Annotated in this window: 18 protein-coding genes; 3 read left to right on the forward strand and 15 right to left on the reverse strand. The window is 31.9% G+C overall.

Translation table 11 applies throughout. The features are described 5' to 3' along the window. Nucleotides 1-25: 25 nt before the first annotated feature. From CLVI_RS00690 to CLVI_RS00745, 12 genes are all read right to left on the reverse strand, one after another. Complete coding sequence (locus CLVI_RS00690) at nt 26-799, reverse strand: beta/alpha barrel domain-containing protein (protein ID WP_106058191.1); 774 nt, start codon at nt 797-799, stop codon at nt 26-28. Further along, nucleotides 792-1,715 (reverse strand): homocitrate synthase/isopropylmalate synthase family protein, encoded by a 924-nt coding sequence (locus tag CLVI_RS00695; RefSeq protein WP_106058192.1) that lies wholly within the window; start codon nt 1,713-1,715, stop codon nt 792-794. The genes CLVI_RS00690 and CLVI_RS00695 overlap by 8 nt, the downstream gene beginning before the upstream one ends. Before the next feature lie 45 nt (nt 1,716-1,760). Further along, the gene (gene nifB, locus CLVI_RS00700) at nt 1,761-4,445 is read right to left on the reverse strand and encodes a nitrogenase cofactor biosynthesis protein NifB (protein WP_106058193.1); all 2,685 of its coding nucleotides are present in this window, start codon (nt 4,443-4,445) and stop codon (nt 1,761-1,763) included. Beyond that, nucleotides 4,435-5,802 carry a nitrogenase iron-molybdenum cofactor biosynthesis protein NifE gene (gene nifE / locus CLVI_RS00705; RefSeq protein ID WP_106058194.1) on the reverse strand — a complete coding sequence of 456 codons (1,368 nt, stop codon included), beginning with the start codon at nt 5,800-5,802 and terminating at the stop codon, nt 4,435-4,437. The genes nifB and nifE overlap by 11 nt, the downstream gene beginning before the upstream one ends. Before the next feature lie 91 nt (nt 5,803-5,893). Further along, nucleotides 5,894-7,258: a nitrogenase component 1 gene (locus tag CLVI_RS00710; RefSeq protein ID WP_106058195.1), complete on the reverse strand. Its 1,365-nt coding sequence runs from the start codon at nt 7,256-7,258 to the stop codon at nt 5,894-5,896. Then, entirely contained in the window at nt 7,258-8,856 is a 1,599-nt protein-coding gene (locus CLVI_RS00715; protein WP_423237123.1) for a nitrogenase component I subunit alpha, read from the reverse strand. The genes CLVI_RS00710 and CLVI_RS00715 overlap by 1 nt, the downstream gene beginning before the upstream one ends. A 17-nt stretch (nt 8,857-8,873) precedes the next feature. Beyond that, complete coding sequence (locus CLVI_RS00720; RefSeq protein ID WP_106058196.1) at nt 8,874-9,257, reverse strand: P-II family nitrogen regulator; 384 nt, start codon at nt 9,255-9,257, stop codon at nt 8,874-8,876. Nucleotides 9,258-9,282: 25 nt separating this feature from the next. After that, nucleotides 9,283-9,609 (reverse strand): P-II family nitrogen regulator, encoded by a 327-nt coding sequence (locus CLVI_RS00725; protein WP_106058197.1) that lies wholly within the window; start codon nt 9,607-9,609, stop codon nt 9,283-9,285. A gap of 29 nt (nt 9,610-9,638) precedes the next feature. After that, entirely contained in the window at nt 9,639-10,448 is an 810-nt protein-coding gene (gene nifH, locus CLVI_RS00730) for a nitrogenase iron protein (RefSeq protein WP_106058198.1), read from the reverse strand. Between the two features lie 377 nt (nt 10,449-10,825). Beyond that, complete coding sequence (locus CLVI_RS00735; RefSeq protein ID WP_106058199.1) at nt 10,826-11,749, reverse strand: hypothetical protein; 924 nt, start codon at nt 11,747-11,749, stop codon at nt 10,826-10,828. Between the two features lie 28 nt (nt 11,750-11,777). Continuing rightward, the gene (locus CLVI_RS00740) at nt 11,778-12,392 is read right to left on the reverse strand and encodes a Fe-only nitrogenase accessory AnfO family protein (RefSeq protein WP_106058200.1); all 615 of its coding nucleotides are present in this window, start codon (nt 12,390-12,392) and stop codon (nt 11,778-11,780) included. 121 nt (nt 12,393-12,513) lie between these two features. Beyond that, nucleotides 12,514-13,467, reverse strand: a complete 954-nt coding sequence (locus CLVI_RS00745; RefSeq protein WP_106058201.1) for a substrate-binding domain-containing protein — start codon at nt 13,465-13,467, stop codon at nt 12,514-12,516. Between the two features lie 237 nt (nt 13,468-13,704). Between CLVI_RS00745 and modA the strand changes: the two genes are divergently transcribed. Genes modA through CLVI_RS00760 form a run of 3 tightly spaced genes read left to right on the forward strand, consistent with a single transcriptional unit; the run spans nt 13,705 to nt 16,233 of the window. Then, entirely contained in the window at nt 13,705-14,484 is a 780-nt protein-coding gene (gene modA, locus CLVI_RS00750; protein ID WP_106058202.1) for a molybdate ABC transporter substrate-binding protein, read from the forward strand. 29 nt (nt 14,485-14,513) lie between these two features. After that, complete coding sequence (gene modB / locus CLVI_RS00755) at nt 14,514-15,197, forward strand: molybdate ABC transporter permease subunit (RefSeq protein ID WP_106058203.1); 684 nt, start codon at nt 14,514-14,516, stop codon at nt 15,195-15,197. Nucleotide 15,198: 1 nt separating this feature from the next. Continuing rightward, entirely contained in the window at nt 15,199-16,233 is a 1,035-nt protein-coding gene (locus tag CLVI_RS00760; protein ID WP_106058204.1) for a sulfate/molybdate ABC transporter ATP-binding protein, read from the forward strand. Here CLVI_RS00760 and thiD read toward each other — a convergent pair. The 3 genes from thiD to CLVI_RS00775 are packed head-to-tail and all read right to left on the reverse strand — an operon-like array spanning nt 16,230 to nt 19,213. Beyond that, on the reverse strand, nt 16,230-17,024 hold the full coding sequence (gene thiD, locus CLVI_RS00765) for a bifunctional hydroxymethylpyrimidine kinase/phosphomethylpyrimidine kinase (RefSeq protein WP_106058205.1): 795 nt from the start codon (nt 17,022-17,024) through the stop codon (nt 16,230-16,232). The two genes, CLVI_RS00760 and thiD, sit on opposite strands and share 4 nt — an antisense overlap. Further along, nucleotides 17,021-17,530, reverse strand: a complete 510-nt coding sequence (gene thiW / locus CLVI_RS00770; protein ID WP_106058206.1) for an energy coupling factor transporter S component ThiW — start codon at nt 17,528-17,530, stop codon at nt 17,021-17,023. Before thiW ends, thiD begins: the two co-directional genes overlap by 4 nt. A gap of 30 nt (nt 17,531-17,560) precedes the next feature. Next, nucleotides 17,561-19,213, reverse strand: coding sequence for a nucleoside kinase (locus tag CLVI_RS00775; RefSeq protein WP_106058207.1), 1,653 nt, complete (start codon nt 19,211-19,213; stop codon nt 17,561-17,563). Nucleotides 19,214-19,327 lie beyond the last annotated feature (114 nt).

The raw sequence follows: 19,327 nt of genomic DNA on the forward strand, positions 1-19,327 counted from the left end.
ATCATAGAAAAAGCTATTAATTATTTTAAAAATATTTTGCTCTATCTCTCAAAGTCCTAACATTTTCAAAAATTCCTTCTGTAGACTTTATAAATTCTTGCATATTACAATTCCCTGCCCTTTCACCTATTCCATCTAAGGTGCAATTCACATACTTTGCCCCACTTTTCACGCCCTCAATTGATATAGCTGTAGCCATACCAAAATCGTTATGTGCATGTATTTCTACCTCTATACCAGTATTTTTTATTAAGGTTGTTATGGCTGTTTTAGTAGTAGAAGGACTTAGAATCCCAACTGTATCAGCATATCTTACTCTGTGGACGTCTAATTTTAATAAAATATTACTTAATTGAATTAAATAATTAATATCTGCCCTTGATGCATCTTCAAACCCAATTGTAACTTCATACCCTTTATCCTTAGCATAATAAACACATTCCTTAAGATTGCTCTCTATCCATCCTTTATCCTTCTTTAAATTAGAATAAATTTGAATTTCTGATGTAGGTACACTTATATGGATAATATCTGGTTTACAATCCATGGAATGCTCAATATCTTTTTTATTAAGCCTATTCCATGTGGAAACAAAAGAATTTTCCATTTCAGCTACAATTTCAATAATACAGTCTTTTTCTAAAGACCCCATGGCCGGAGTCCCAGACTCTATTTGATAAATACCATTTAAATCTAAATATTTTGCAATTTCAACCTTTTTCTCTATTGAAAAAGCTTTCCCCGCAGCTTGTTCTCCATCCCTTAATGTTGTATCTACAATATATACTTCTCTATTCATCCTCTGCACCTACACTTTCATATATATGTAGTATTTCTTCATTTAAGAGGCCTCTTCCTAGATTAGAGCTTTTCATTCTAATAATATCCAATGTTAATTGTAATTTCTCTTCCTTATAGGATATTTTCAGCTCTTCGAATTTTATTTTTAAAGCCTTAATCCCCGAATGCTTTCCAATTACTATTTTTCGCTGTCGGCCTATCTTACTAGGGTCATAAGGTTCATAGGTGTTAGAATCTTTAGCTAGACCACTTACATGAATACCTGACTCTACATCAAATATATTTCTTCCGATAAAAGGCATATTAGCAGGTAATTTTTCTTCTGTAATATTCTCATACATTTGAAGTACAGTAGGAAATAGAACGTGATTCCCTCTCAAATTTATTTTATGAAGGAACTCAATTGCCCCAAGGATTTCCTCAAGGGGAGTATATCCCAATATTCCTGCAAAACTTGTTACTACCTTATGTCCACCAAGTTTAATCCACTCTAATGTTATGGCTGTTGAACAGCCATACTTATTTCCAATACAAATCTCCATTCCTTTACCAAAGGCATTCATAAGTTTTAATAATTTTTCTTCATAATCATAGATCATTAAATCATCTAAGCCTAAGATCCTAACATTATTAAGATTACTAATCTCTCTATTCTTCTTTATACTTGCTTCTACAAATTCCCCACTAGATATATATATTTCTTTAATTACATTAACTCTAAATTCTATATCCACTGGAAGAGGATATAATTCCTCATATATCTCTGGGGTAATTTCTATATAATCACTTCCTATTAAATATATTAATTTAATTAGTTCTTTAAGCTCTGGAATTTTCCCCTTTAACTTATCCCCTTGCAGCTCCCAAAGTGCAACTAATGTTTTATCAACAATTTCTATTTGTCTTTCCTTCATAATTCCCCTACCTTTCTGTTGCACAATTTTCACTTGCAAAGTGCCTTAAACTGTTAGTATTCTTTTATTTTTTATTCCGCTTAAAATTTCTTCTGCAGCAGCTACTACAGCAACCTCAACTCTTTCACATGTCATAAATATCCCTACACCTAATTCTTTTAATTTCTTACTTGGTTCTCCACCAATTCTAAGGCATATAACTCCAGTGCAATCTTCAACTGTTTTTGATATTCTATTAAACTTATCCTCTTCCTCTTCACAGACATCTTTACCATTACAATACTTTTCTATATCTCTCTTCTCTAAAAACATTGCAACTCCATCCTTATACTCATAAATATAAAATTCAGAGACATGACCGAAATGTTGATCTACAACCATTCCACTTTTTGTAGCCACTGCAAATTTTAATTGAGTATTATTTTTCTCTTCCTTTATTGCTTCATTACTATATTTTGCAGATTGATCATCTCCAAGTAGTCCAATCGCATCAGCTCTACATTGTTTGCAATGATACATTTGTTTTATATTTTCTTCACATTTTTTTCTTAAACTCATTATCTCTTTATTGCTTGTAAGTGGCATATCTTGGAACACACTACCCTTAACTGGTATCATCTGCATTATATTTGTTATTCCAGCACCAAGCTCTTTAACTTTTTTAGTCACTGCTTCTATATGGTGATCATTAATTCCCTTAAGCATTACGATGTTAACCTTAACCATAATTCCTCTATCAGCTAAATATTTAATACCTGATAATTGATTATTTAAAAGAATTTGAGTTCCTTCTTCTCCAGTATAAGTAACTCCTAAATAATCAATGTATTTATAGACTTTTGCAGTTATTTTAGGATCTATAGCATTCATAGTTACAGTTACATGACTTACACCTAAATCAATTAACTCCTGTGCATAAAATGGAAGCATTAAACCATTTGTTGATAAACAAAATGTAACATCATTATCATATTCTTTTATTAACTTAAGAGTTTTTCTTACTTCATCAAAGTTAGCAAGTGCATCTCCAGGCCCTGCTATTCCAACTACTTTTAAGTTATCCATTTTCCCTTTAACATATTTATACTTTTCGAAGGCTTCTTCTGGGGATAATACATCTGTTGTAACTCCAGGTCTACTTTCATTAACACAATCAAATTTTCTTAAGCAATAATTACAGCTTACATTACACTTTGGTGCTATTGGCAAATGCATTCTTGCATATTTATGAGCTGAGTCACAGCTAAAGCAAGGATGGGTTTTAGTTTTTTCCTCTATACTAATCTCCACATGTTTTGGTTTCTCTATACTAATTTCTACAGTTTTTGCCTCTATTTTCTTTAAATCCATCTTTTTCTCCCCCTTATATAATTCTCTATATAGTGTTTCTCTAAATGTACTCTCTTTAGTTTGTAGAACAACATTAGCTATTTTATCTCCTAAATTTAAGGATCCTTCATATCCAATGGATAATATTCTTTGTCCGCCTACCCTATCATGGATTGGGAAAGAAACTCTAACTAGTGGAATTCCTCTTTTTTCTTCTATTCTTCTACCATCAGAACTACCTATCATTACATTTGCTTTAAATTCTACTGCATAATTTTCTATATCCTTAAAATCAGCTTCGTCCATTATTTTAAAATTATCTACAAAGAGTTGTTTTCCTAATTCTGAAACCTCTTCCTTTAGCAAAGCTTCTAAACTTGGGCACTTCTCTCCAACTGCAATTACAACTGGCATTACTCCATTTTCTAAAGCTAGTCTTACTGTTGAATATACAAAGTCTGGTTCACCAAATATAACGGCTCTGCCTTCACTATTGTATTTATGTGAATCAATCATTGCATCTAAATATCTTCCTCTTTGCAATTTATATTTATCTGGTATAGGTCTTTTGGATACCAATGATAATACATCTAAAAATTTGTCTGTATCTCTAAGTCCTCTAGGTATATTAATTCTATAATTCTTAACGTTATAAGTATCCTGAAGATACTCTCCAACGGAATATTCATCTTTAACAAAGGTAGAAAGTTCTATTGTTGCTTTTGCCCCTGCCATATACTTAATTTCCTCCAGACTTGTACCACCTGATGGCAACTTTTTATAATTACTACTATGAGTACCATCTAAGTTTTCAGATATATCAGGAATTAAAATATAATCTATCCCAAAGCTTTCTAATATTTCTTTTAATTCTCTAGTATCTGCTGGACTAATTTGACTGCATACAACATTTATTTTATTATTTGAGCTATCATTCATTTCAACATTTTCTACTATTGATCTAAGGGCCTTACAAAATCCATCGTACTGCGTGCCACCATACCCTGGTGATGGTATTGGAATTAATTTCACTTTAAAATCCTCATGAGTCTCTTTAAATAGTTTACTAATACGTGCTACATCTTCACCTATTGTCTCCGCTAAGCAAGTTGTTGCAATTGCTATTACCTCTGGATTATATAATTTTATTAAATTTTCTAATCCACTAATTAAATTTCTTTCTCCTCCGTATACTGTTCCTTCTTCTGTTAGTGATGAAGAAGCTATATCTATTGGTTCATTATAATGTGTTGCCATATGTCTTCTAATATATGTACTACAGCCTTGAGAACCATGTAATATTGTCATAGCTCCTTTTATTCCATATACTGCACTTACAACGCCCATGGGCATACACATTTTGCACGGATTTATTGTTAAATTTACATAACTATCTTTCATAATTCTCACCGCCTTCTTTTACATACTTCCATACTGGACTATTAACTGAATCATTTACTTCCTTTGCAAAATTCACAGCTCCTATAAAACCTGCAAGAGGATGTTTCCTTTCATGATTATGATCACAAAACGCTACTCCAAGCTTATATGCAAGAGGTCTTTCCTTTACTCCAGCTGCAAGTATATCTGCTCCCTTTTCCTTCATAAATTTTTCTAATTCTGCTGGATTTGCATCATCTAAAACTATTGTTCCATCATCAACTAAGCTATTTATAACTTCATAGTCTTCTTTTTTACCCGTCTGTGTTCCAACTAAAATTGTTGAAATGCCAAGTTCCTTAAATTGCTTTATTAAAGAAATTGCTTTAAAGCCTCCACCTACATAAATTGCGGCCTTCTTTCCTTTAAGATTTTCTTTATATCTATTTAATGTTGGAAGTATCTTTGCTTCCTCTTCTTTTATAAATTTTTGAGTTCTTTCTATAATTTCCTTATCCTTAAAAAGACTTGCTATCCTAAGTAACGAACTTTTAGTATCCTCCAGGCCTACAAAACTTATTTTTACAAATGGAATATCAAATTCTTCTTCCATTCTCTTTGCAAGATTTGTCATAGAGCCAGCACATTGAACTACATTAAAGCTTGCACTACTAGCCATTTTCAACTCATCGTAGCAGGCATCTCCAGTAATAGCTGAAATAACTTTTACTCCTATAGTCTTTAAATATTCTTTTATAATCCACATTTCTCCAGCTAGATTAAAATCACCTAATATATTAACTCCTGAAACCTTAGGCAAAATATTTCTACTAAATAAATTCATCAGTGCATTCCCTGCAGTTTTGTACCCCATTGATTTATGGCCTGCAAATCCTGGTGCCATAACTGGTATAACTGGAAGTGAGTATTTTTCTTCAGCTGTCTTGCAAATGGCTTTAACATCATCACCTATAACCCCTACAATACAGGTAGCATATACAAATATTAGTTTTGGAGTATACTTCTCCATAATTCCATCTATAGCTGCCACTAATTTTTTTTCTCCTCCAAAAATAATATCTTTCTCCCCTAAATCTGTAGAAAAACTGTTTCTGTATAAGTCATCCCCACTTGAAAGACTTCCTCTTATATCCCAAGTGTAACTAGCACACCCAATAGGTCCATGAACTATATGACAAGCATCAGTAATTGGATTTAAAACAACCCTGGCTCCACAATATACACATGCCCTTTGACTTATTGCCCCAGACAAACTATTGCTGTCACATTTCATTCCTTTATTACTACCATTTTCATGTTTGCAAGATATAAAATCTTCTCTTTCTTTAAGAAGAGTATTTGATCCTTTCTCATCCATAACTTAGGCACCCCCTTTATATAATAAATTGAGCAATTGTGCCCCTCCTTTGGGGCTCAATTGCTCAAAATAATGTTACATTGTTATATTGTTACATTACTAACTCGAAGTCAGTTTCAGCACAATCCCTATCCTGTCTATCCATTAATGCTCCAAGGATTAATTCAAGAAGCCTCATCGCTCCTCTATATCCTACAAGTGGCATATATGAGTGAACATATCTATCAAGTATTGGAAAACCAGCTCTAACGAATGGAATATCCTCAGCTCTCGCTATGTATTTTCCATGAGTTCCACCCATTAACAGATCTACTCCATCATTTTTTATCCATTGATGTAATTCCATTAAGTCGCTTGCTTGTTTTGATATACATCCTTCTACTCCAAACTCCTCAAATAATGCATTCACTTCAGTTTCAAAAGCTTTTCCTGGTGTACCAGTCATTACATATTTTGGAACCATTCCTAGCTCAAGAACAAACTTAGTTAAAGCAATTACTACATCTGGATCTCCAAATATTGCAACTTTTTTACCATCATAGTAAGGATGTGAGTCAACCATTATATCTACTAGTTGTCCTCTCTCTTCTTCTATTTCATATGGCACTTGTTCTTTACTGAATTTACTTAACTCCATTATGAAATCATCAGTAGAACCAACACCAATTGGCATCATTAAAGTTTTATATGGAATCTTAAATGACTTTTCAAGTTGATTAGCTCCAGCATCAGATGCAAAGGAACCTATTGCTAAAGTCTTTTGTGCATCTCCAAGAGCTTTAATATCTTCAATAAGAGTTCCACCCTTAGGGAACATTTCATATTTACCTGTCATTGGAGCGTCTACTACTCCAGTTGTATCAGGTAGCATTGTGAAATCCACACTCATTAGTTTTAATAATCTCTTCATTTCTCTCATGTCTCCTGGATTAACAAACCCTGGTATAACACACATTTTCCCATTAGGTTTTCCCGTTGATTCCGCTAAATATTTAATAAATCCAGTTACCATGTTTGCGAATCCAGTAATATGTGACCCAACATAACTTGGTGTGTTAGCATGAACCATGTACTTACCTTCTGGTATAGCTATTGAATTTATAATTGAAGGAATATCATCACCTATAGTCTCTGAAAGACAAGTAGTGTGTACTGCAATTATTTCTGCATCATATATATCAAATATATTTTTAGCAGCAGTTCTTAAATTACTTCCTCCACCAAATACGCAAGCTCCTTCACTAAATGCTGAAGTAGACGCTATAGCTGGATCTTTAAAATGTCTTGTTAGGAATGTTCTATGATAAGAACAACACCCTTGAGAACCATGACTATGTGGCATACAATTATGAACACCTAATGCTGCATACATTGCTCCAACTGGTTGACAAGTCTTACTTGGATTAGCTTTTAAAGCTTTTCTTTCTGTTATTAATTTTGGTGTTACATCTAACATTATTGTTCACCTCCAAAAGTTCCTTCTAATATAGATTCTTTTTTCCATGGTGCAACTGTAAAACTCCAAGCTGGAGTGTACAATCCCATAGTTAAGTCCCTACCAAAATTGACTGCTCCTCTAAATCCTGCATAAGGACCGCTGTAATCGTAAGAATGTAATTGTCTTGATAAGACTCCACCCTTTTGGATTATAAATTTATCCTTAATTCCTGTGAAAAATACGTCAGGTTTAAGTTTCTTTATAAATTCTTCAGTTTCATAGTGATTTAAATCATCTACTACGATAGCTCCCTTATTCATATCCTTCATCATACCTTCATACTCTTCAAAAGATTTTACTTCACGTCTAAAGGCTTCTATTTCTTCTTGACTCTTAACTATCTTAAATTTATCTTCAATTTTTTCAACTGTTAGTACTTCAATATTCTTTAAATCTGCATCTGAAACTATATTAGGTATAACTACTCTACCTTCATAATCATCTCTATGAGCAAATTCAAAAGCTGCAAGTACAGTTTCAACACCGAAATCATTTAATAACATTTGATAATGATGAGCTCTTGACCCTCCAACATAAAGGGCAGCTTTTTTACCTGTTAGCTTTTCTTTATAACCAGCAATTTCAGGGCTTATATTTTCAAGTTCATCAGCAATTACTTCTTCTGTTCTAGCTGTTAAAGCTGGATCATTAAAGAATTTTGCAACATCTCGTAAAGTGCTTATAGTTGACTCTACCCCAATGAAATTTACCTTCATCCAGCTAGTACCATATTGTATGTTCATCATTTCTGCGATATAATTAATTGAACGGTGACATTGAACCAGATTTAAATCGGCTGTATGGGCTCTTCTTATTTCATCTATACTACCATCACCAGTCATGATTGAGATAATTTCATAGCCTATACTCTTTAAAATTCTTCCGATTTCAAAACCATCACCACCTATGTTATATTCCCCAAGAATATTAACTGAGTGTTGTTTAGGTTTATAGTCACTTGTTCCTATTAAGTTTTTGATTATTGAGTTATTTGCTATATGATGACCTGCTGATTGAGATACACCCTTATAACCTTCGCAGGCAAAGGATAAAACTTCAATTCCATAAAGTGCTTTAGCTTCTAATGCTACTGCTGGAAGATCATCCCCTATTAATCCAACTGGACATGTTGAACAAATAAGTATTGTTTCTGGATGAAAAATCTCTACCGCTTCTTTAATAGCTTGTTTTAATTTTTTCTCTCCACCAAAAACTATATCAGTATCTTGTAAGTCAGTTGAGAAACAATATTCTAAGAAATTTTTTCCGCCCTCAAAAGATTCTCCTTTACTTCTTCTAGTTCCCCATGAATAATATCCACATCCTATTGGCCCATGAGTTATTATTAAAGCATCCTTTAAAGGTCCAAGAACAACTCCCTTACATCCTGCATAGCAACATCCTCTATGAGTTAACATACCCGGAATAGTTCTGCTATTTGCTGCAATTTCTTTTGTCTCATCTTCTACGATTTCCAACATATGTTTTTTTCTATTTTTATATACTTTAGCGCTATATTTGTCTAAAACACCATCAATTGTATTTATCTTGCTCATTTACCTCACCTCCAAAACTAAATTGCGTCCACTCCTGTTTGTCCGTCTCTTACTCTATATACCTCTTCTATTGGTATTATAAATATCTTTCCATCTCCTGGATTTCCAGTTGTATTAACTGCCATTATTGCATCAACAACAGTTTTTACTTCATCATCATTTACTATTAAAGTAATAAATCTTTTAGGAATTAATCTACCCTTTTCTGTTGCGTTTTCTGCAAATGGAGTAGCCTTCATTTCATTAGCATCTATTAAGCCTTGCTCATATACTAAATCTAATGACTTTTTTCCTCTTCCTAGAACCTTCATACAAGTAATTGATGGAAAACCGGCTTCTGCAAGGGATTCTTTTGTCTTATTAACCTTATTCAAACGAATAAAACACATAACTTCTTTCATAAGCTCTTTCTCCTCCTATCTATTTTTATAAGCCTTCTTTACCACTACTTACTGTATAAGCAGTTTCAATTGGTGAAACGAAAATTTTACCATCTCCGAAAGCACCCTTTTCCCCTGTTCTAGAATTTCTCATTATTACTCTTACAACATCATCTTTATCTTCATCTCTCACTGCAACTAATATCATTTCTTTTGGTAATTCATCATAATGAATATCTCCAACTTTTATTCCTTTTTGCTTTCCTCTACCAAAAACACTCATCTTTGTTACTTCAGGAAAACCTGCATCTAACAATTCTGAAAGTACTGAATTTACTCTTTCTGGTCTTAATATTGCACGAACCATATACATAATTATTCACTCCTTCTTAATTTATATTTTTAAAGATCCATTAAACCAAATTCCATTAATCTTTCTTGTGACATTGGTTTTGGAATTACAAACATTTTATTTTGATCTATTGCCTTAGCAAGTGCTCTATATTCATCCGCTTGATTTGCTGTTGGATCAAATTCTATAACTGATTTCTTATGAATTTCTGCCCTCTGAACCATATTATCTCTAGGTACAAAATAAATAAGTTGACTTCCAAGTTCTTCTGCAAAAGCTTGTAATAAATCTATTTCCTTATCAACGTTTCTTGAGTTACAGATGATACCACCTAATCTAACTCCACCTGATGTTGCATATTTCATAATACCTTTAGATATATTATTAGCTGCATATAATGCCATCATTTCTCCACTTGCAACTATATATATTTCTTGTGCTTTACCTTCTCTCATTGGCATTGCGAAACCACCACACACAACATCTCCTAGTACATCATAGAAAACATAATCTAAATCAGGTGTATATGCTCCTAGTTGTTCAAGCATTCCTATAGCTGTTATAATTCCACGGCCTGCACATCCAACTCCTGGTTCTGGTCCGCCTGATTCAACACACATTATTCCGCCATAACCAGGTTTTAAGATAGCATCTAAATCGATGTCGTCTCCTTCTTCTCTTAAAGTATCCAGTACTGTTTTTTGTGCTAGACCTCCAAGTACTAATCTTGTTGAATCTGCTTTAGGATCACACCCAACTATCATTATTTTCTTACCCATTTCAGCTAAAGCTGCTGTTAAGTTTTGTGTAGTTGTAGATTTTCCTATACCACCCTTACCATAAATCGCTATTTGTCTCATATACTTTTCCTTCTTTAAATTAAGAAAATTTATTACAAGTTCTTATTAAGAACTGTATAACCTTTTGAAAATTAAAAGGAGCCACCCACTATATTTTAATAAATATAGTAAATAGACTCCTTTGTCTAACTAATAAAATGTTATTGCACATTTTAATTTCCAAGTCTTAGAAAAAATAAAGAGCCTAAATCTATAACTTTTTAATATGTTTTAGATCTAGACTCCATTGTCTTTTTTTCTTGGACACTTGGTGTATTTAGTTGTTGTCATTATATTAGCATAAACTTTTATATAATAATACGTTTATTTTACTATTTATTACAAAAACATTTGATACCCTATTCATTGATATATTTACAATTTGAAAACGAATTCTTTTATAAATCTCCACTTAACGTTAATGATTTTTCTCCATATGGCATAATAATAAAAGTATTGTTGTTATATTCGTATTCATATTTCTTGTTTATTATTACCTTATTTTCTAAAAACTCCATATCAACTGTATCAAAGGAATCTATATCTCCTGAATATTTTTTTACCCTCTTTGGTGAATACCTATGCTTTTCTCTATTATTATTATTCTGCACTTCAATTACATTTGTGAAAGTTACTATTTCCTTTACCTCACCATTTTTATAAAATTTCAATGAATTGTTTTCTCCATGAATTCCTAGAGTATTTATATCAAAGGCTTCAATTTTTCCTATAGAGGTATTTATTAAAGTTGCTTTAGCTGGCTCGCAAGATTCGATACTTCCATCTTCATATAAGGATATTCCAATACGAATATTTACTTTCTGATCTCCTATATTTAAAAATATCCTCTCCTTAGGCCAAAAAGTAATACTTTTTAAATTTTCATCTTTATAAAAATGAAGAGACATAACCCTAGCTTCAAACTTACCAATTGGCAAATTAAAATGCTGAACTTCAGAAAGCTTATACTCATCATCCTCAGACCAGAACCCTGATAGTTTACCATCTAATAAGAAAAGTCTATTTATCATTCCATTTTCATAAAATACTATTTTCTCTACTTGGAAGTCTCCTATCTTAGTTGATATTTTAGTTGAATCATTTAAAGAAATATTTCTTATATTACCTTTTTTATAAAATCTTATTGCTGGCAATTCCTTTCTTCTAGCATCTTGATATCCATATAAAGGTACTAGATTATAATCTAGTACCTTTAAGTTACTTTTTTCATCCACACTATAATATTCACTTTCGGAAGTTCTATACTTTCCAATAATATGAGCTCCATTTAATATCCCATATTTAGTTTCTACTGCATACATTATATCTTCTCCCCCTTTTTTATATTATCTATCTCTTTATAATAACTTCATAATCTTGATTAGTTATTTTTGCAACCTCAAAGGACAAGTTTTTATTTTCGCTATGACTTCTAAGCCATGGTGGGACATGACAGCAACGAAGTTTCAAAGCCTCAAAAGCTGTATTTTCTATAAATGGTAATAAAGCTTTTTTTGATGAAACTTCTGGATCTTCAAGCTGTACCTTAATTAAATCCAAGTAATATTCTCCATGTTTTACTTCCTCTACATAGCTATTCTTTTTTTCTTCTTCTTCTTTTTCAAGACAATCATGTTCTTTTTCTCTATTTAATACATCATCTAATATTTCTTCTGCCTTTTTTCCTGGTAATTCCCAGACACTAAAGTCCTGAGCATAAAAGACACTGTATGCAATTCCAAATCTTTTTTTTACTACAACTATCTTACAATCATCAAACTGATTTATTAAATCTTGAATTCCATGACGAATTGCACGTATCCCCTTCACCTTTGTCATATCCACAGCTATTAATTTATTTACCTTCCATCCCTCTTTATCTTTTTGAAAAATTTTTACAACAGCTCCATCTAAAAATGAGGATATATTATTATCTTGGTCTAAAAAAACTGCTATTTTTTCCATCTCTATTCCTCCTTATTTTGGTTTATTGCAATAAATTTTTATAACTAAAAGGCGCAGTTTTAAAAAAACTGCGCCTTTGCAATATCTAATCATTATATTTTTCTTTAGTCTATATTATATTTTATGTTTGAGCAAGTATTTTTCCTATATCTTTTAAATCATATCCTCCCAAACCCTCTAAAACATCCTTAAACTCTTGAGATTGTATAATTTTTATTATTCTTTGATATACTGGATAAATAAGATCACTTCTTTTTATAATTAGGTCATATCTTTCTATTTGAAGTGGAATAAATTCAACTCCACTTACTTGGAGAGCTACCTTCTCAATTCCAATTCCTACATCCCCTTCTCCCCTTGCAATGCTACTTGCCACCGAAAGATGAGTTGTCTTCTCAATATTATAGCCCTTAATATATTGTCTTGACGTATTATGAAGTCTCAGCTTCTCATCTAATAGAATTCTTGTACCTGATCCCTTTTCTCTATTAATCATAGAAATATCCTTCTTTAATAAATCAGACCAGGTTTTTATATTCTTAGGATTTCCCTTAGCTACATAAAATCCTTGAGTTCTATAGCACAAATTAATAATATTGCAGGATATTCCAGGTAATAATTTTCTTACATACGCTGTGTTGTATTCATTTGTATCTCCATCCCAAAGATGGGCAGATGCAATTGATACCCTATCATTATATAATTCATATAAACTTAAATAGCTGCCCAACTTAGATTGTAATATCCTTATATCATTTGTTTTACTAGCAAGACTATTAGCTAATATATCTATAATTACATCTTGCCCAGAAATAATTATATCTTTTTCATCTATTTTATTCTCCGGTTCAAAGACATTATCCTTTGTTATTGTCTTTGAATAACTGTTTTGATTATTATTTGTATTTTTTTGATTCGTTATGTATTCCTGAACATCTTTTTTATCTATTCTTAATTTTTTACCAACTTTATACGCTGCTATTTCGCCTCTTTTTACCAATACATAGACTGTATTTTTAGTTATCTTTAATAATTCAGCAACTTCAACTGCCGTTAAAGATGTATCTTCATCCATGATGCATCCTCCTTAATTGATATATATTCAACAATATCGTCTTTATTATTTATAATATCACTATATTTTTTTATTTTCTATAAATTGTAGAAATAATTCATCTTTTTTATTTAAACCTTTACTATAAATTTTATAGTTGTTTTTATTTTTTAATGATGATAGAATAAATAAAAACAAACGAAACGTAACAAAACATAACAGCATTTAATAAAATAACAATGAAATGGGGGCTTAATAATGAAAATTCGTAAAAGTATTCTTTCTTTATCATTAATTATGACATTATCCTTTTTAGTTACAGGTTGTGCAGCAAAGCCAGAAGCTGAGGCAGTAGAACTTAATATTTCTGCCGCAGCTAGTTTAACAGAAGCTATGGCAGATTTAGAAGCAGAATTTAAAACTACCAATCCTAATATAACATTGGTTACTAATTTTGGGGCTTCCGGTTCACTTCAACAGCAAATAGAACAAGGAGCTCCCTGCGATATTTTCATATCTGCTGGTATAAAACAAATGACAACTTTAGATGAAAAAGGGTTGCTTCTTGAATCTACTAATAAGGATTTAGTAAAAAATGAACTTGTTCTTGTGGGACCTAAAGACACTACAATTACTGAAATAAGTGATTTAACAACTGATAAAGTAAAAAAAATTGCTGTTGGCGAAGCAAGCAGTGTTCCTGCAGGGAAATATGCAGATGAAGTCTTAACTAAGTTAAACATTAAAACAGCTATTCAAGATAAACTAGTATCTGCAAAGGATGTTAAGGAAGTTCTTGCTTGGGCTACTTCTGGAAATGCTGATGTTGGATTTGTTTATTTAAGTGATACTATAAATAATGATTCCATTAAGATAATCGAACAGATTTCTAGTGATTTACACTCTCCTATTACCTATCCTGTAGGAATAATAAAGAGTAGTACTAAAGCTGATAGTGCTCAAGCTTTCGAGGATTTTTTATTCACAGATAAAGCTCAAGAAATTCTTAACAAATATGGTTACAGCTCAGTAAACTAAGGCACAATCAACTTTTAGGAGGATTTAATATGGGTTTGGATTTATCACCTTTATGGATATCTATAAGCACAGCATTTTTGGCTACCCTAATTACTTCCTTTTTAGGAATTGTAGTAGCTTATAAGATATCAAATTATAACGGAATTTTCAAAGGTCTTATAGATGGTATTTTAACTCTCCCTCTTATTCTTCCCCCTACTGTTATTGGGTTCTTTTTATTAGTTTTATTCGGTAAAAATGGGCCTATTGGGGATTTATTAGGAATTTTTAATGTATCTATAATTTTTACATGGAGTGCTACAGTAATAGCGGCAACTGTAGTCTCCTTTCCATTAATGTATAGAACAACTAGGTCTGCTTTTGAACAAATTGATAATAATATTATTTCTGCTGCTAGAACTCTAGGCTTAAGTGAAATGAAAATATTTTTAAAAATTGCCATTCCTTTATCTTGGCCAGGTATAATTGGTGGAGTTGTCTTATCCTTTGCAAGGGCTATGGGGGAATTTGGTGCTACTTTAATGATAGCTGGTAACATTCCTGGCAAAACTCAGACCATGCCTTTAGCAATATTCTTTGCTGTTGAAGGTGGCGATATGACTAAAGCTTACCTTTGGGTTGCAATTATTGTTGTAATATCATTAACTATGATTCTACTTTTAAACTACTGGTCAGAAATCCAGTTAAAACTTATGGGAAAGAGAGGTATTTAGCATGGGGTTATGTGTAGATATAGAAAAAAACTTACCTTCCTTTAAACTTAAGGCTAAATTTGATGATTCTTCAGGAGTGTTAGGTTTTCTCGGTGCTTCCGGCTCTGGTAAAAGCATGACTTTAAGATGTATAGCCGGACTAGATACTCCAACTAAAGGGAAAATCATCTTGAATGGTAAAGTTTTATTTGATTCAGCTAATAGAATAAATTTGCCACCCCAACAACGTAATATTGGTTTCCTATTTCAAAATTACGCTCTGTTTCCAAACATGAAAATAACTGAAAATTTAGAAATAGGTCTTAAAAATATGAGTAAAACTCAAAAACATATTTTAAGTGAATCCTACATTGAACGATTAGATTTGAAAGGATTAGAAAATAGATACCCTTGGCAACTTTCTGGTGGCCAGCAGCAAAGAGTGGCTTTAGCTAGAGCTTTAATTACATCTCCAGACATTTTGCTCCTAGATGAGCCTTTTTCAGCTTTAGATCATCATCTTAGAAGTAATATGGAAAAAGAATTGCTCCATGCCTTGACGGAATTTAAAAGCAATGTAATTTTTGTTACCCATAATATAGAAGAAGCCTTTAGGGTTTGTGATGATATAATTGTCTATGATAAGGGCACAACCTATGCAAAACGAGATAAAAAAAGCTTGTTTGAATTTCCTGAATCCCTTTCAGAAGCCAAATTAACTGGTTGTAAAAATATTTCAGTAGCAAAAAAAGTTAATGACTTTACTATTTATGCTGAGGATTGGGGTTATGAAATTCCTGTAAGATATAGAGTTTGTGACGATATCAAACATATTGGTATTCGATCCCATCATCTAGAATTAGTTGAGAGTTCCCCCTTCCCCTTTACAATTGAAAATATTATAGAAAACCCATTTGATTATACTGTCTATGTAAAAAATTACACAAAAATAAAAAGTGAAAGCATTAACCTTACCCTATCTAAAGACAAAATGCTTTTTTCTAAAGGGGATAAAGTTAACCTTCACTTCTCTATTGATAAATTATTTTATTTCTAAGCCTTATTATATAATTCATAAAAATGATTAGTAGGACCTACTCCGTATCCGAGTTCAATTCCATGCTCAATTGCCACTGTTATATATCTCTTACCTTCCTTAACTGCATCTTCCATATTCATTCCCTTTGCAAGATTAGCAGCAATTGCAGAGGATAGGGTACACCCTGTCCCATGGGTGTTTTTAGTGTTTATTCTCGTCTGTCTTAAGTATATATATTTTTCTCCATCATATAAAATATCTGTAGCATCATCTTCTAAATGCCCACCTTTAACTAATACGCACTTAGCGCCTAATTCCTTTAGTTTAACAGCCGCCTTCTTCATATCTTCAAGAGTCTTAATTTCACAACCTATGATTTCTTCAGCCTCTGGTAAATTTGGAGTTATTAATGTAGCTAAAGGAAATAATTCTTTAATTAAAGTCTCCTTAGCATCAACAGACAATAACTTGAAGCCACTTTTGGATATCATTACAGGATCTAAAACTACTGGCGGTAGATTCTTTACAGCTCTTAGAGCTTTCCCTATAGCCTTAATAGATTCAATTTTAGACACCATACCTATCTTAATTGCATCTACCTTTATGTCCTCAAATATTACATTAATTTGAGAGCTTATCATTTCTGGATCTATATCCTGTATACCATAAACCCCTGTTGTATTTTGCGCAGTAATGGCGGTTATAACACTCATGGCAAAAACTCCATTTGCAGATATTGATTTAATATCTGCTTGGATTCCTGCTCCTCCTGAGCAATCAGACCCTGCAATAGTTAATGCTGTATTCATCTTAGTTTCTCCCCTTCTTTACTTAATAGTTTTTTAATAGATGGAACCTTTAAAAACATATAGGCTATAAATGCGCCACCTACGCAGCTTATTGAAAATGGTATAATATATATAAATAAAGCGACTTCCTTTCCTAAAAACAAAGTTGCTACTGGATATGCTACTAAAGCTCCTAACAAACCCGTTCCAATAACTTCTCCAAGCAGTGCAAACTCTACCTTCCTAAATTTTTTATAAGCAATTCCTGCTAGAAATGCACCTATCATACTGCCTGGAAATGCTAACAAACTACCTGTTCCTAGAATATTTCTTAATAAAGATGATACAAAAGCATTTAGAACAGCATAACCAGGTCCTAATAAAACAGCTGTAATCACATTAATAAAATGTTGTATTGGTGACATTTTGGCCCCAAAAATAGGAATAGAAAATGTCCCAAAAATAGTTGCAATAGCAATAAAAACTCCGCTAATAGCTAATTTATACGCTATATTTCTTTTGTTCATAAGTAAACTCCTCCTGGTATTCTTTGACATCTAGTATATATAAAAGCAGCTTCCCCCCATAAATTCTCTTAAAATAGAATTTTCAGGAACACGGCTAAACTCAATCTCCTTAAAGAAACTTAAGAAGCATTTAAGTCTTACCGCTTCATAATATACTGGGCTTTTTGGTTTTATTTTATCTAATTCCTTTAATGCATAGGATTTTAAAACACTAAGCTCATAAACTAATGTAGAATTAAACATAACATCTGCCTCTTCTTGGAATATAAATATATTTTCTTTTTCACCTTTTTTTATAGCTGGCCACATTTTCAAAGTTTCTTCAGCTCCATATCCTCGTGATAGATAGTCCCGAACAATCCTTCTTATCTTTCTAACATCCGTTGTTGCTATTCTATTATGGTCATCAAAGTTTAACTGAGTCAAAGCTGATATATATATTTTAAATTTATTATTACTATCAATTTCAGATGTAAGAATTGGATTTAGTCCATGAATTCCCTCTATTACTAAAACGCCCCTTTCTGGGAGCATAAACTTCTTACCGCTCCATTCCCGCTGGCCAGTTAAAAAATTAAACCCAGGTATTTCTACTTCTTCTCCATTTAATAACTTTTTCAAGTGATTATTAAATAATTTTAAATCTATAGAATAAATAGATTCAAAGTCATAATTTCCATCCTCATCCCTTGGAGTAAACTCTCTACTTAAAAAATAATCATCTAATGATATAGGAATTGGATTCAATCCATTAACCCTTAATTGAATTCCTAGCCTATTTGCAAAAGTAGTTTTCCCAGAGGATGAAGGTCCTGCTATTAAAACCACCTTTATATCCTCTTTACTTGAAATCTCATCTGCTATATACGCTATTTTCTTTTCATGCAATGCCTCAGAGACTAATATTGTATCTTTTAAATCCTTATTTATAATTTTTTCATTTAAGCTTGAAATATTTTCTATCCCAATTATACTAAGCCATTCTTTTGTCTCATAAAATATTTTTGCCAATTTTTTTTCTTCCTTAAAAGGAAGTACAACATTAACATTTCCTTCTGGAGGATTCCTTAAAATAAATCCATGCTCATAAGTAATCAGATCAAAGGCTCTTATTATTCCAGTAGAATAAGCCATTTCTCCATAAAAATAGTCATATATTCCTTCTAGTTCATAAAGTTTTATCTCTTCAGCATCACGCTGTTCAAATAACATAAAGCTTTTTTCCATTTGACCCATATGAATATTCTCTTCAAGGTAATCTTTTTTTATTATTGTCCTTTTTATAGGAACATCTCTTTTTATTAAATCCTTCATTTTTTCTTTTATTTTGAGAATTTCTTCCTCATTAATTAAAGTTTCCTTCATTATTTCTCCAAATATCCCTTTAGAAATAGAATGCTCCATTGTTATTTTTACATCCTTAAACATATCTTTAACCACTTTAATAAAAATGAATTGTAGAGTCCTTGCATAGATTTTCCATCCTATTGAGCTATTAGAATTAATAGTTTTTAACTTTCCACTAGATGGAATCTCTAGAGATAGTTCATAATAAATCCCCTCTAATTCACATAGTAAAATATCCTTATCATCGAAATATTCATCTATTACATTTTTAAAAGTAGTGCCTTCCTTTATTTTTATAATTCTATTGTCTTCAAGTTGTAATTTTATCTCTTCCATAGGCTATACTCTCCTCTTTAATAATTAAAGTAAATACTTTCCTTACATTCTATTATATACTCAAGTGTTCCAATTACCAAAGTTGTATTTAATTAGAATAACTCTATCCTTTTT

The organism is Clostridium vincentii (genome assembly GCF_002995745.1).
Lineage (GTDB): Bacteria > Bacillota > Clostridia > Clostridiales > Clostridiaceae > Clostridium > Clostridium vincentii.